At 66.0% G+C, this 12,513-nt stretch carries 11 protein-coding genes and 4 tRNA genes; 12 read left to right on the plus strand and 3 right to left on the minus strand.

Annotated features, from left to right (window positions below; all coding sequences use genetic code 11):
• The first annotated feature begins 22 nt into the window (after positions 1-22).
• The 6 genes from rnc (at position 23) to nagZ (ending at position 5,351) form a co-directional block, all read left to right on the plus strand.
• Complete coding sequence (rnc, locus tag CFB45_RS05775) at positions 23-1,249, plus strand: ribonuclease III (RefSeq protein WP_089424855.1); 1,227 nt, start codon at positions 23-25, stop codon at positions 1,247-1,249.
• Between the two features lie 60 nt (positions 1,250-1,309).
• Positions 1,310-2,209 (plus strand): GTPase Era, encoded by a 900-nt coding sequence (era, locus tag CFB45_RS05780; RefSeq protein ID WP_089424856.1) that lies wholly within the window; start codon positions 1,310-1,312, stop codon positions 2,207-2,209.
• Positions 2,196-3,032: a DNA repair protein RecO gene (gene recO / locus CFB45_RS05785; protein ID WP_011351416.1), complete on the plus strand. Its 837-nt coding sequence runs from the start codon at positions 2,196-2,198 to the stop codon at positions 3,030-3,032. Before era ends, recO begins: the two co-directional genes overlap by 14 nt.
• Complete coding sequence (gene pdxJ, locus CFB45_RS05790; RefSeq protein WP_046545252.1) at positions 3,029-3,805, plus strand: pyridoxine 5'-phosphate synthase; 777 nt, start codon at positions 3,029-3,031, stop codon at positions 3,803-3,805. The genes recO and pdxJ overlap by 4 nt, the downstream gene beginning before the upstream one ends.
• Positions 3,806-3,877: 72 nt before the next feature.
• A complete protein-coding gene (acpS, locus tag CFB45_RS05795) occupies positions 3,878-4,306 on the plus strand; it encodes a holo-ACP synthase (RefSeq protein WP_011351418.1) in 429 nt (142 codons plus the stop codon).
• Positions 4,307-4,322: 16 nt separating this feature from the next.
• Positions 4,323-5,351: a beta-N-acetylhexosaminidase gene (gene nagZ / locus CFB45_RS05800; protein WP_089424857.1), complete on the plus strand. Its 1,029-nt coding sequence runs from the start codon at positions 4,323-4,325 to the stop codon at positions 5,349-5,351.
• 188 nt (positions 5,352-5,539) lie between these two features.
• On the opposite strand, the gene CFB45_RS05805 is transcribed toward nagZ, so the two are convergent.
• The 3 genes from CFB45_RS05805 to earP form a co-directional block, all read right to left on the minus strand.
• A complete protein-coding gene (locus CFB45_RS05805; RefSeq protein ID WP_089424858.1) occupies positions 5,540-6,925 on the minus strand; it encodes a sigma-54-dependent transcriptional regulator in 1,386 nt (461 codons plus the stop codon).
• Positions 6,926-7,194: 269 nt separating this feature from the next.
• Positions 7,195-7,752, minus strand: a complete 558-nt coding sequence (gene efp, locus CFB45_RS05810; protein ID WP_011351421.1) for an elongation factor P — start codon at positions 7,750-7,752, stop codon at positions 7,195-7,197.
• A gap of 127 nt (positions 7,753-7,879) precedes the next feature.
• A complete protein-coding gene (gene earP / locus CFB45_RS05815) occupies positions 7,880-9,073 on the minus strand; it encodes an elongation factor P maturation arginine rhamnosyltransferase EarP (RefSeq protein WP_089424859.1) in 1,194 nt (397 codons plus the stop codon).
• A 76-nt stretch (positions 9,074-9,149) separates the two neighbouring features.
• On the opposite strand from earP, the gene uvrC reads away from it, so the two are divergent.
• From uvrC to CFB45_RS05845, 6 genes are all read left to right on the plus strand, one after another.
• Positions 9,150-11,183, plus strand: coding sequence for an excinuclease ABC subunit UvrC (uvrC, locus tag CFB45_RS05820; protein WP_089424860.1), 2,034 nt, complete (start codon positions 9,150-9,152; stop codon positions 11,181-11,183).
• Between the two features lie 90 nt (positions 11,184-11,273).
• The gene (gene pgsA, locus CFB45_RS05825) at positions 11,274-11,861 is read left to right on the plus strand and encodes a CDP-diacylglycerol--glycerol-3-phosphate 3-phosphatidyltransferase (protein WP_011351424.1); all 588 of its coding nucleotides are present in this window, start codon (positions 11,274-11,276) and stop codon (positions 11,859-11,861) included.
• Positions 11,862-11,996: 135 nt separating this feature from the next.
• Positions 11,997-12,072 (plus strand) — tRNA-Gly (locus CFB45_RS05830).
• Between the two features lie 53 nt (positions 12,073-12,125).
• Positions 12,126-12,201, plus strand: a tRNA-Gly gene (locus CFB45_RS05835).
• 51 nt (positions 12,202-12,252) lie between these two features.
• A tRNA-Gly gene (locus tag CFB45_RS05840) sits at positions 12,253-12,328 on the plus strand.
• A 99-nt stretch (positions 12,329-12,427) separates the two neighbouring features.
• A tRNA-Cys gene (locus CFB45_RS05845) sits at positions 12,428-12,501 on the plus strand.
• Positions 12,502-12,513: the final 12 nt, after the last annotated feature.

Below are 12,513 nucleotides of genomic sequence, written 5' to 3' on the forward strand. Positions count from 1 at the left end.
CGCCCGCGTTATACTCCTGCACATGCCCTCATCCCAGTTGGAAAGCCGGCTGCGCTACGAATTTCGCAATGCGGAATTGTTGCGCCAGGCTTTGACCCATCGCAGTCACAGTGCCACGCACAACGAACGGCTCGAGTTTCTCGGCGACTCCGTTCTGAATTGCGCGGTGGCCGCCCTTTTGTTCCAGCGTTTCGGCAAGCTGGACGAAGGCGATCTGTCGCGCGTACGCGCCAACCTCGTCAAACAGCAGTCGCTGTACGAAATTGCTCAGGCCCTGAATATCTCGGACGGACTGCGGCTCGGCGAGGGCGAGCTGCGCAGCGGCGGGTTCCGTCGCCCGTCGATCCTCGCGGACGCGTTCGAAGCCATCATCGGGGCCGTGTTCCTCGATGGCGGCTTCGAAGCCGCCCAAGGGGTCATCAAGCGCCTCTATATCCCGATTCTCGACCACATCGATCCGCGCACGCTCGGCAAGGACGCGAAGACGCTGCTGCAGGAATACCTGCAGGGGCACAAGATCGCGCTGCCGACCTACACGGTGGTGGCGACGCATGGTGCGGCGCACAATCAGCAATTCGAAGTCGAATGCACGGTGCCGAAGCTCGACGTGAAGGTGTCGGGCTCCGGTGCGAGCCGGCGCGCAGCCGAGCAGGCTGCCGCGAAGAAGGCGCTCGATGAAGTGATGGCGGCCGCGCCGATGCTGGCCGCGAAGCCGAAGCGCTCGAAAAACGCGCGCGGGTCGAAGCATGTCGAACCCGAAATCGTGCCGGGCGTGAAGGGCGTGCAGGAAGCGCTCGACCTGCGCTCGCCGGAGCGGAAGGAACGCGCGGCGGCGCGCGAGGCGAGGGCGGCCGGTGCGGCGCCTGCGGCCACCGCTGCGACCGGTACCGAGCCGGCCGCGGCGCCGATGGCCGCGATTCGCGCGGCGCATGTCGACGCGGCTGCGGAAAAGGGCGAACGGGCGGCGAAGCCGGCGGCCGACAAGCCTGGCGACAAGCCGGCCGAGCGAGCCGACAAGGCCGCGGAGAAGCCCGCGGAAGCCGTGCCCGCTGCACGCGCAGCCGACAAGCCGGCTGGCCAGTCCGCCGATCCGGCATCGTCGTCCGCCGACAAGTCTTCCGCCGGTACCGACCCCGCTTCGCGTGCGGCTGCGCGCACACGCGACGCCGCGGCACCGGATTCCGAGACGCCGCCGGGCGGCGCGAGCCTCGCCGCTGCGCAGGCGCGCGTGGCCGATGCCGACCACTGAATTGCCCATCGATCGTGCCGCGCGCCGCGCGGCCGTTTCCGAACCTGTCTCCCAAACGATATGAACACTCCCGCTCCTACCGGTTTCCGTTGCGGCATGATCGCGATCGTGGGCCGCCCGAACGTCGGCAAGTCGACGTTGATGAACGCACTCGTCGGCCAGAAGATCAGCATCACGTCGCGCAAGGCGCAGACGACCCGCCACCGGATTACCGGCATCAATACGTTCGACGACGCGCAATTCGTGTTCGTCGACACGCCGGGTTTCCAGACCCGCCACAGCACCGCGCTGAACCGTTCGCTGAACCGCGCGGTCACGTCGACGCTCACGTCGGTCGACGTGATCCTGTTCGTGATCGAGGCCGGCCGCTTCGGCCCCGACGACCAGAAGGTGCTCGACCTGATTCCGCCTGGCATGCCGACGCTGCTGATCGCGAACAAGATCGACCGCGTGAACGACAAGGCCACGCTGTTCCCGTTCATGCAGGAGGTGAGCGAGCTGCGCGAATTCACCGAGCTCGTGCCGCTGTCGGCGCAGAAACCGGAAGACATCAAGCGCCTGCTGGACACGATCAAGCCATACCTGCCGGAAGGCGAGCCGATCTACGGCGAGGACGAGCTGACCGACCGCAGCTCGCGTTTTCTCGCAGCTGAAATCCTGCGCGAGAAGGTGTTCCGCTGGACCGGCGACGAACTGCCGTACACGAGCACCGTGCTGATCGACAAGTTCGAGGAGGAAGGGCGCCTGAAGCGCATCTTCGCGACGATCCTCGTCGAGCGCGATTCGCACAAGGCGATGGTGATCGGCAAGAAGGGCGAGAAGCTCAAGCAGATCAGCACCGAGGCGCGGATGGACATGGAGAAGCTGTTCGACGGCCCGGTGTATCTCGAGACCTTCGTGAAGGTGAAGAGCGGCTGGGCCGACAACGAGGCAGGGCTGCGCGCCTATGGGTACGAATGACGCGCTGACGTCGACTGAAGACGCGGTGACGGCCGGCGCGAACGACGCGCCGCTGCCGGCACCGCCTGAACCGCCGCGCAAGGCGCGGCGCGCGACGTCACGCACGTCCGATTTCCGCGTCGCGGAGCAGCCGGCATACGTGCTGCACAGTTATCCGTATCGGGAAACGAGCCTGATCATCGACGTGCTGACGCGTGATCATGGCCGGCTTGCGCTCGTCGCGAAGGGCGCGAAGCGCCCGCACTCCGCGCTGCGCGGCGTACTGCAGACCTTCCAGCCGCTGCTGCTGTCCTGGTCCGGCAAATCCGAGGTGCGCACGCTGACGGGCGCCGAGTGGGTCGGCGGGATGCTGCCGCTCGGCGGCGACGGGCTCTTGTGCGGCTTCTACGCGAACGAGCTGCTCGTGAAATTCTGCGCACGCGAAGATCCCCAGCCGCCGCTCTTCAATCATTACGTGCTGACCCTCACGCGCCTCGCGCACGGCGAACCCGCGGTGCAGGTGCTGCGCTCGTTCGAGCGCGTGCTGCTGCGCGAGACCGGCTACGCGATGGCGCTGAACCGCACGGTCGCGCGCCGCGCGGTCGAGCCCGATCGTCGCTACGTGTTCGATCCCGAGCGTGGCGTGCGCAACGCGGACGACGAAGTCCCGTCGCATTGGCCGGTCATTTCCGGACAGACGTTGCTCGACATGGAGCAGGACGATTACCATCGAGCCCAGACGGTTGCGCAAAGCAAGACGCTGATGCGCTTCCTGCTGAACACCTATCTCGGCGGTACGCCGCTTGCCACGCGTCAGATCCTGATCGACCTGCAAAACCTATGAGTTTCTTCCTGACAACGCCCACCGCCATCGACCTCGGCGTCAACATCGACCACGTCGCGACGCTGCGCAATGTGCGCGGCACGACCTATCCCGATCCGATCCGCGCGGCGCTCGCCGCCGAAGAAGCCGGTGCGGATGCGATCACGCTGCACCTGCGCGAGGATCGCCGCCACATCGTCGATGCGGATGTGCGCAAGCTGCGTCCGCTGCTGAAGACGCGCATGAATCTCGAATGCGCGGTGACGGCCGAGATGCTCGATATCGCCTGTGAAGTGCGTCCGCACGACGCGTGCCTCGTGCCCGAGAAGCGCGAGGAACTGACGACCGAAGGCGGTCTCGATGTCGCCGGCCACTTCGAGGCCGTGCGTGCGGCATGCAAGCAGCTTGCCGACGTGGGTGTGCGCGTGTCGCTGTTCATCGACCCGGACGAGACGCAGATCCGTGCCGCACACGAAGCGGGCGCGCCGGTGATCGAGCTGCATACGGGCCGTTACGCGGAAGCGCACGACGAAGCCGAGCAGCAGCGCGAATACGAACGCATCGTCGCGGGCGTTCAGGCGGGCGCGCAGCTCGGCCTGAAGGTCAATGCCGGTCACGGCCTGCACTACACGAACGTGCAGCAGATCGCCGCGATCGACGGCATCGTCGAACTGAACATCGGCCACGCGATCGTCGCGCACGCGATTTTCGCGGGCTGGGACAACGCGGTGCGCGAAATGAAGGCGATCATGGTCGCCGCACGCGTTGCCGCGCTGCATGGCGGCGCGCGCTGAAGATGACATGCCACCGCGCGTCGCGCGTCATGCCTGACCCGGCCCGGCCGGGTCGTACCGGCGCGTACTGACATGGCGATCTACGGCATCGGTACCGACATCGCCCAGGTGAGCCGCATCGCGGCCGTGCTCGAACGCACGGGCGGCCGGTTTGCCGAGAAGGTGCTGGGCCCGGACGAGCTGCGCGTGTTCCATGCGCGCCGCGCCCGCTCCGAGGCGCGCGGCATCGCGTTCCTCGCGACGCGCTTTTCCGCGAAGGAAGCGTTCTCGAAGGCGATCGGCCTCGGCATGCACTGGCCGATGACGTGGCGTGCGCTGCAGACCCTCAACCACCCGAGCGGCGAGCCGTACGTCGTCGCATCGGGCGAGCTGGCCGACTGGCTGGCGGCCCGTGGCATCACGGCGCGCGTGACGGTCAGCGACGAACGCGACTATGCGGTGTCGTTCGTGGTCGCCGAGACGGACGCCGCGCCTGCACCTGTTTCCCGAACCTCCTCCTGACGGAATACCCGATTCGATGAAAACGACTCCCGGCCCGGTCATGCTCGACGTCGTCGGCATGGCCCTGTCGCGCGACGATGCGCGGCGCCTCGCGCATCCGAATACCGGCGGCGTGATCCTGTTCGCGCGGCACTTCCAGAACCGCGCGCAACTGACCGCGCTGACCGACTCGATCCGCGCGGTGCGCGAAGACATCCTGATCGCCGTCGATCACGAAGGCGGGCGCGTGCAGCGTTTCCGCACCGACGGCTTCACGGTGCTGCCCGCGATGCGCCGCCTGGGCGAGCTGTGGGATCGCGACGTGCTGCTCGCGACGAAGGTCGCCACGGCCGTCGGCTACGTCCTGGCCGCCGAGCTGCGCGCGTGCGGGATCGACATGAGCTTCACGCCCGTGCTCGACCTCGACTACGGGCACTCGAAAGTGATCGGCGATCGCGCGTTCCATCGCGATCCGCGCGTCGTCACGCTGCTCGCGAAGAGCCTGAACCACGGGCTGTCGCTCGCGGGGATGGCGAACTGCGGCAAGCATTTCCCGGGGCACGGCTTCGCGGAGGCCGACTCGCACGTTGCGTTGCCGACCGACGACCGTACGCTCGACGCGATCCTCAAGCAGGACGTCGCACCGTACGACTGGCTCGGTTTGTCGCTGTCCGCGGTGATTCCCGCACACGTGATCTACACGCAGGTCGACAAGCGGCCGGCCGGTTTCTCGCGCGTGTGGCTGCAGGACATCCTGCGCGGACGGCTCGGCTTCACGGGCGCGATCTTCAGCGACGACCTGTCGATGGAAGCCGCGCGCGAAGGCGGCACGCTCACGCAGGCGGCCGACGCCGCGCTCGCGGCCGGTTGCGACATGGTGCTCGTCTGCAACCAGCCGGACGCGGCCGAGGTCGTGCTGAACGGGCTGAAAGCGCGGGCCACAGACGAGTCGGTGCGACGTATCAAGCGGATGCGTGGGCGCGGCAAGGCGCTCAAGTGGGACAAGCTGATCGCGCAGCCCGAGTATCTGCAGGCGCAGGCGCTGTTGAGCAGCGCACTGGCCTGAGCGGGGAGGGGATGGCGCGCCCCGCGCCGTTCCGGTTACCGAAACAAAAAGCCGCGCAATCGCGCGGCTTTTTCATGGATTACTGCTGGTGCGAACCGGGCAGCTTCAGGAATCAGGCAGGTCGACGTAGTGAGTTTCAGCGCAACTAACGGTCAAGTCCTGCAGTACCCTCGAGCATCGCCGCCTGCTCAGTTCACCTTCATCCGCTGCAGCTTGTTGTACAGCGTCTTCGGACTGATGCCGAGCAACGTTGCCGCACGGTGGCGCGTGCCGCCGACGGCGTCGAGCGTCGCGCGGATCAGCAGATCCTCGACATCGGACAGCGGCGTGCCGACCTTGATCTGCACGCTGCTGCCGTTCAATGAGGCGCCGGCCGAGAAGCTCGGCTCGCCCGCGCGCAGCGTCTCGATGAAATCGCCCGATGCGTCGTACGCGAAGCGCACGCGCTCCTGCAACTCGCGCACGTTGCCCGGCCATTCGTAGGACAGGCATTCACGGACGAAGCCCGGCGCCGCGCGCTTGTCGGTCGTGCTGCGGCCGGTTGCGCGCGCGTCGCGGTTCAGTTCGTCGATCAGCGCATCCGCGATCGCGAGCGCATCGCCGTCGCGCTCGCGCAGCGGCGGCATCGTGATCGATGCCGCATCGAGGCGCAGCCACAGATCCTCGCGCAGCGTGCCGTTCGCGACCGCTTCGCGCGCCGGGCGGCGCGTGGTCGCGATCAGCCGGAAATCGCTCGTGATCGAGCTCGTGCCGCCGATCCGCATGAAGTTCTGCGAATCGAGCGCATGCAGCAGCGCTTCCTGCAGCACGAGCGGCAGTGCGGTGATTTCGTCGAGGAACAGCGTGCCGCCGCCGGCCTGTTCGAACAGGCCCGATTCGCGGCGCTCGGCGCCATCGAACGCACCGCGCTCATGGCCGAACAGCACGCTGTCGAGCGACGCACCGTGCCGGCCGGCCTGTGCGATCGTCCGGCAGTCGAACGATACGAACGGCCCCTTGCGGCGCCGGCTCAGGTCGTGCAGCGTGCGCGCGGCCAGCTTCTTGCCGGTACCCGCTTCGCCCGAGAACAGCACCGCCGTTTCGGTGCGCGCGTTGTGCTCGATCATGTCGTACACGTGCTGCATCGCGTCGCTGCGGCCGACCAGCGCGCCGAAGCGGCCGAGATGGCGCAGCGACGCGCGCAACGACTGCACTTCGTCGATCAGTTCGTACGGACGCGGGATCCGCGCGAGCAGGCTGCGCAGGCGCGGAATGTTGATCGGCTTCAGCAGGTAGTCCCAGATGCCGTGACGCAGCCCCTCGATGGCGCTCTCGACCGTCGCATTGCCGGTCAGCACGATGACGGGCAGCGAGCCGTTCGGCTGTTGCTGCGGCAGGTGCTGGAGCAGGTCGAACCCGCTGCCGTCCGGCAGGTTCAGGTCGACCAGGACGACATCGGGAATCGAGCGGCCGAGCGCCGTGCGCGCTTCTGCGAGCGACGTGGCCGTGTCGACCGAGAAGCCGTCCGCGGCGAGCAGCGCGGTGAGGCCGGACAGACTGTTGGGATCGTCTTCGACAATCAGGGCGTGTGGCATGGTGGACGCAAGTCGAGTCAAGAGAGGCGGGCTGTCGGTCATCGTGGCCGCAGCCGCATGTCAGATTAAAGACTGATTTTATGCCCCGCTGAACGCGTAACGAGCAATATTTCTCCGGCGCTATAAAACAGTTACCGATGATACAAATTGAATATCTTTACCGGTGGCTTTTGTGCTTTACATGAGCCTGACTCTCGCCCGGTTGTTGGTGCCGGACAAACAAAAAGCGCCCCGAAGGGCGCTTTGTTCGATGCGGGTATCGCTGGCGATTACGCGCGGCTGCGGTATTCGTTCGTACGCGTATCGATTTCGATCTTGTCGCCGGTGTTGCAGAACAGCGGCACTTGCAGTTCGAAGCCCGTTGCGAGCTTGGCGTTCTTCAGCACCTTGCCCGACGACGTGTCGCCCTTGACTGCCGGTTCCGTGTAGGTGATCTCGCGAACCAGGACCGTCGGCAGTTCGACCGAGATCGCCTTCTCGTTGTAGAACACGACTTCGCAAGCCATGCCGTCTTCGAGGTAGTTCAGCGCTTCGCCCATCATTTCCGCTTCGACTTCGAACTGGTTGTAGTCGGCGTCCATGAACACGTACATCGGATCGGCGAAGTACGAGTACGTCACTTCCTTGCGGTCGAGCACGACGACGTCGAACTTGTCGTCAGCCTTGTAGACCGCTTCCTGGCCTGCGTTCGTCAGCAGGTTCTTCATCTTCATCTTGACGACGGCGGAGTTACGGCCCGACTTGTTGTATTCAGCCTTGGCGATGACCCATGCGTCGCTGCCGATCTGCACGACGTTGCCTACGCGGAGTTCCTGTGCGGTTTTCATAAAAAACTGTCCTGATCAAATCAAATAAATAGGTGCCTGAGCGTTGCGCAACGGGTGAGGCGCCAAGCGGTGCATTCCGGTGGACGCCAAAAGCGAGCGCTTGCCTGGTCAGCCGTCGGATAACCGCTTATTTTAACTGAGATTTTGCGTATTCCGCCAGCTTTCCGGCGAGATCGCCGACGGCCGCGAGCGCATCGGCCCAGCGGGCCGCGTTGGCGTCCAGTGCGGCGCGGTGCTGCCAGAAATCGGCCCAGTCGGGCGTGCCGACGCCGTTCCATGCATGCCAGAACCGCTCGAGCGCCGCGCGCGGCGCGTCGGCGAGGCCGGCCGACAGGTGCGCGAGCGCCGCGTCGAGCTTCGGCAGATGCACGTCGTCGGCCTGCGGGTAGATGTGCCACACGAACGGTTTGCGGGCCCACTGCGCCCGGACGAACGAATCCTCGCCGCGCACGAAATTGACGTCGGCCACCCACAGCAACGGATCGTAGTCGGCCTGAGGGACGAACGCGAGCCCGTGAGCAGTCAGGTTGCCGCTGCGCGCATCCGTGCCCGCGCCGAACGACTCGACCCCGAAAAAACGCGCAACGGCAGGCGACACGCGGCCGGCCGGCACGAGCGCGACGACCGGTGTCGGGCCGTCGCGCCACTGCGCGAGCAGCGCGTCGACGGCCGGATTCTCGTACGCGAACAGGCTGACGACCGTCGTACCAGGGGCCGGCGGCGCGCCGCCGGTCGCGCGCTGCCACCAGGCATCGCGCGCCGCCGCGTCGGCTTCGAAGGCGGTGCGGCGCGCATCGAGGTCATGCTCCTTCAGGACGCCGCCGGTGCCGGCCGACAGGCCGGGGAAGAAAAACGTCTTCAGCAGCGGATAGCGCGGATGCGGCGACGGCCGCAGATGGAAATCGGCGACCCAGTCTTCGGCGCTCAGGTATTCGAGGTTGATCCACACCGGGCGCCGTTCGCGTCGCGCCATCGCCGCGAGATACGCGCCGGGCAGCTCGCACGCGAACGCTTCGATCACGACATCGGCGATCTCCAGCGCGTCGCCGGCTTGCGCATGCCAGTGCTCGATCACGATCGCGTCGACCGTCTGCCGCCCCGCGTCGGGATCGACCCCGGGCAGCAGGCGCGCGAATGTGCGCAGGTCGTCGACGAACAGGCGAACCTGCCAGCCGTGCTCGTGCGCGAGCTGGCGCGCGACGCGCCAGCAGACGCCGATGTCGCCGAAATTGTCGATCACCGTACAGAAGAGGTCGCAGGCAATCGGTTCGCCCGGCGCGAGCGGCGTGGCGGGCAGGGGGGCAGCGGTGGTGCGGGGCATCGAAGCGGGCCGGTGAATGCTCTAAACTGGCGATTCTAATAGACCCGTTCCGCGTTACAAGGCGCCCGGATCACGCATGACATCCCCTGAAGCTTCCGATACCCCGTTCGAACCGAAGAAGATCCTTGCGCAATTGCCGCACATGCCGGGCGTCTATCGCTATTACGACACGGCGGGCGCCGTGCTCTATGTCGGCAAGGCGCGCGACCTGAAGAAGCGCGTATCGAGCTATTTCACGAAGACGCAGCTGTCGCCGCGCATCGCGATGATGGTCACGCGCATCGCACGCATCGAGACGACCGTCACGCGCTCGGAGGCCGAGGCGCTGCTGCTCGAGAACAACCTGATCAAGGCGCTCGCGCCGCGCTACAACATCCTGTTTCGCGACGACAAGTCGTATCCGTACCTGAAGCTCACCGCGCACCGTTTTCCGCGGATGGCCTACTACCGCGGCTCGGTCGACAAGCAGAACCAGTATTTCGGGCCGTTCCCGAGTGCCTGGGCCGTGCGCGAGAGCATCCAGATCCTGCAGCGCGTGTTCCAGCTGCGCACCTGCGAGGATTCGGTCTTCAACAACCGCACGCGACCGTGCCTGCTGCACCAGATCGGGCGCTGCACGGCGCCGTGCGTCGGCGCGATCTCCGACGAGGATTACGCGATCGACGTATCGAATGCCGCGCGTTTCCTGCTCGGCCGGCAGTCCGAAGTGATGAAGGAGCTCGAGCAGAAGATGCACGCGTTCGCGGCCGAACTGAAATTCGAGCAGGCGGCGGCCGTGCGCAACCAGATGAGCTCGCTCGCGACGGTGCTGCACCAGCAGGCGATCGAGGTCGGCAGCGACAGCGACGTCGACATCCTGGCCGTCGTCGCGCAAGGCGGGCGCGTGTGCGTGAACCTCGCGATGGTGCGCGGCGGCCGGCATCTCGGCGACAAGGCGTATTTCCCGACGCACGTCGAAAGCGCGCTGACGCTCGCCGAGGGCGGGATCGGCGACGAGTCCGAGCTGGCGGAGGCGGCCGATGCGTCCGCCGATGTATTGCCCGACCTGCCCGCGGAAGAACCCGGCCGCACGCGCGGTGACGCGGTGGCGTCGGTCGAGGCCGAAGTGCTCGACGCGTTCATCGCGCAGCACTATCTCGGCAACCGCGTGCCGCCGGTGCTGGTCGTGAGCCATGCGCCCGCGAGCCGCGACCTCCTCGAGTTGCTGTCCGAGCAGGCCGGCCACAAGGTGTCGCTGGTGCGGCAGCCGCAGGGGCAGCGGCGCGCGTGGCTGTCGATGGCCGAGCAGAATGCGCAGATCGCGCTCATGCGGCTGCTGTCCGAGCAGGGCTCGCAGCAGGCGCGCACGCGTGCGCTCGCGGAGACGCTCAGCTACGAATGCGACGATCTCGCGACGCTGCGGATCGAATGCTTCGACATCAGCCATACGATGGGCGAGGCGACGCAGGCGTCGTGCGTGGTCTACCACCATCACAAGATGCAGTCGGGCGAATACCGCCGCTACAACATCACCGGGATCACGCCGGGCGACGACTACGCGGCGATGCGGCAGGTGCTCACGCGCCGCTACGAGAAGATGGTCGAGCAGGCCGCGCAAGCGGCTGCCGCCGACGATGCGGCCGGCATCGACGGCGAGTCGACGCGCCAGGCCGAGGCGTCGAGCCTGCTACCGAACATCGTGCTGATCGACGGCGGCAAGGGTCAGGTCGAAATCGCGCGCCAGGTGTTCACCGAGCTCGGCCTCGACACGTCGATGCTGGTCGGCGTCGCGAAAGGCGAGGGGCGCAAGGTCGGCCTCGAGACGCTCGTGTTCGCGGACGGCCGCACGCCGCTCGAACTCGGCAAGGAAAGCGCCGCGCTGATGCTCGTCGCGCAGATCCGCGACGAGGCGCACCGCTTCGCGATCACCGGTATGCGTGCCAAGCGGGCGAAGGCTCGCCAGACATCGCGGCTCGAGGAACTCGAGGGCGTCGGCGCGAAGCGCCGGCAGCGGCTGCTCGCGCGGTTCGGCGGGTTGCGCGGCGTGGTTGCCGCGAGCGTCGAGGAACTCGCGAGCGTGGAGGGCATCTCGCACGCGCTCGCCGAGCAGATCTACAAGCAGCTTCACTGACGCGGCCGTGCGGCCGGCCGCGTTGCCAGCGTTCTTGTGGCAGGCCGGTCGACACGGCACAATTGCGAATCCTTTACTGTCCCGCATGCCATGCCGTTCAATTTCCCGATTTTCCTGACGTGGGTACGGATCGTGCTGATTCCGCTCGTCGTCGGCGTGTTCTATCTGCCGGACACGGTGATGGGCGGCGCGCACCGCAATCTCGCGGCGGCGGCGATCTTCATTCTTGCGGCGCTGACGGACTGGTTCGACGGCTACCTGGCACGAAAGTGGAACCAGACATCGTCGTTCGGCGCATTTCTCGATCCGGTGGCGGACAAGCTGATGGTGACGGCCGCGCTGCTGATCCTCGTACAGATTTCGCGGGTCGACGCGGCAATCGCACTCGTAATCGTCGGGCGCGAGATCGCGATTTCGGCGCTGCGCGAGTGGATGGCGCAGATCGGCGCGTCGAAGAGCGTCGCGGTGAACCAGCTCGGCAAGTTCAAGACCGCATGCCAGATGGTCGCGATTCCGATGCTGCTGTTCTACGGGCCGCTGCCGCTCGGCGTCGCGACGATCGACACGCGCGTGTGGGGCGAATGGCTGATGTATCTCGCGGCGGTGCTGACGATCTGGTCGATGCTGTACTACATGAAGCTTGCATGGCCGCAGATTCGCGAGCGCGGCGGCGCGTGATGCGTCCGGTCGAGCAGGTTTTTGTAAAAAGGGCTGGAAAAGCCCTTGACACACGAATGTGCCTTCGACATAATCTCGCTTCTCCGCTGCACGACGAAGTAAGTGTGTGACGGGGAAGCAGTAGCGCAGCAATACGCGGGAGTAGCTCAGTTGGTAGAGCGCAACCTTGCCAAGGTTGAGGTCGCGAGTTCGAGACTCGTCTCCCGCTCCAGATTTTTTCTGGCAGCGTGTTGTACGGCAAAGCGCTGCAGATGCAGGACACATGCGGGAGTAGCTCAGTTGGTAGAGCGCAACCTTGCCAAGGTTGAGGTCGCGAGTTCGAGACTCGTCTCCCGCTCCAGATTTTTCTGGCAGCGTGTTGTACGGCGAAGCGCTGCAGATGCAGGACAATGCGGGAGTAGCTCAGTTGGTAGAGCGCAACCTTGCCAAGGTTGAGGTCGCGAGTTCGAGACTCGTCTCCCGCTCCAAGTAATGGGGAAGCCACGCTTCCCTTTTTATTTGATGGACTTTCAGTCCTCGAATAAAAATCTGTCGCTTGCCTCACGGCATTCGCACAGTCCGCTTTTGGCGCGATAGCAAAGCGGTTATGCAGCGGCCTGCAAAGCCGTTTAGGCCGGTTCGACTCCGGCTCGCGCCTCCAGGTAGAAAGAGA

This window comes from Burkholderia sp. HI2500, from assembly GCF_002223055.1.
Classification (GTDB): domain Bacteria; phylum Pseudomonadota; class Gammaproteobacteria; order Burkholderiales; family Burkholderiaceae; genus Burkholderia.

Coding starts and splice junctions, on each gene's coding strand:
- rnc (WP_089424855.1), top strand. CDS start 23: ATGCCCTCATCCCAGTTGGAAAGCCGGCTGCGCTACGAATTTCGCAAT.
- era (WP_089424856.1), top strand. CDS start 1,310: ATGAACACTCCCGCTCCTACCGGTTTCCGTTGCGGCATGATCGCGATC.
- recO (WP_011351416.1), top strand. CDS start 2,196: ATGGGTACGAATGACGCGCTGACGTCGACTGAAGACGCGGTGACGGCC.
- pdxJ (WP_046545252.1), top strand. CDS start 3,029: ATGAGTTTCTTCCTGACAACGCCCACCGCCATCGACCTCGGCGTCAAC.
- acpS (WP_011351418.1), top strand. CDS start 3,878: ATGGCGATCTACGGCATCGGTACCGACATCGCCCAGGTGAGCCGCATC.
- nagZ (WP_089424857.1), top strand. CDS start 4,323: ATGAAAACGACTCCCGGCCCGGTCATGCTCGACGTCGTCGGCATGGCC.
- CFB45_RS05805 (WP_089424858.1), bottom strand. CDS start 6,925: ATGCCACACGCCCTGATTGTCGAAGACGATCCCAACAGTCTGTCCGGC.
- efp (WP_011351421.1), bottom strand. CDS start 7,752: ATGAAAACCGCACAGGAACTCCGCGTAGGCAACGTCGTGCAGATCGGC.
- earP (WP_089424859.1), bottom strand. CDS start 9,073: ATGCCCCGCACCACCGCTGCCCCCCTGCCCGCCACGCCGCTCGCGCCG.
- uvrC (WP_089424860.1), top strand. CDS start 9,150: ATGACATCCCCTGAAGCTTCCGATACCCCGTTCGAACCGAAGAAGATC.
- pgsA (WP_011351424.1), top strand. CDS start 11,274: ATGCCGTTCAATTTCCCGATTTTCCTGACGTGGGTACGGATCGTGCTG.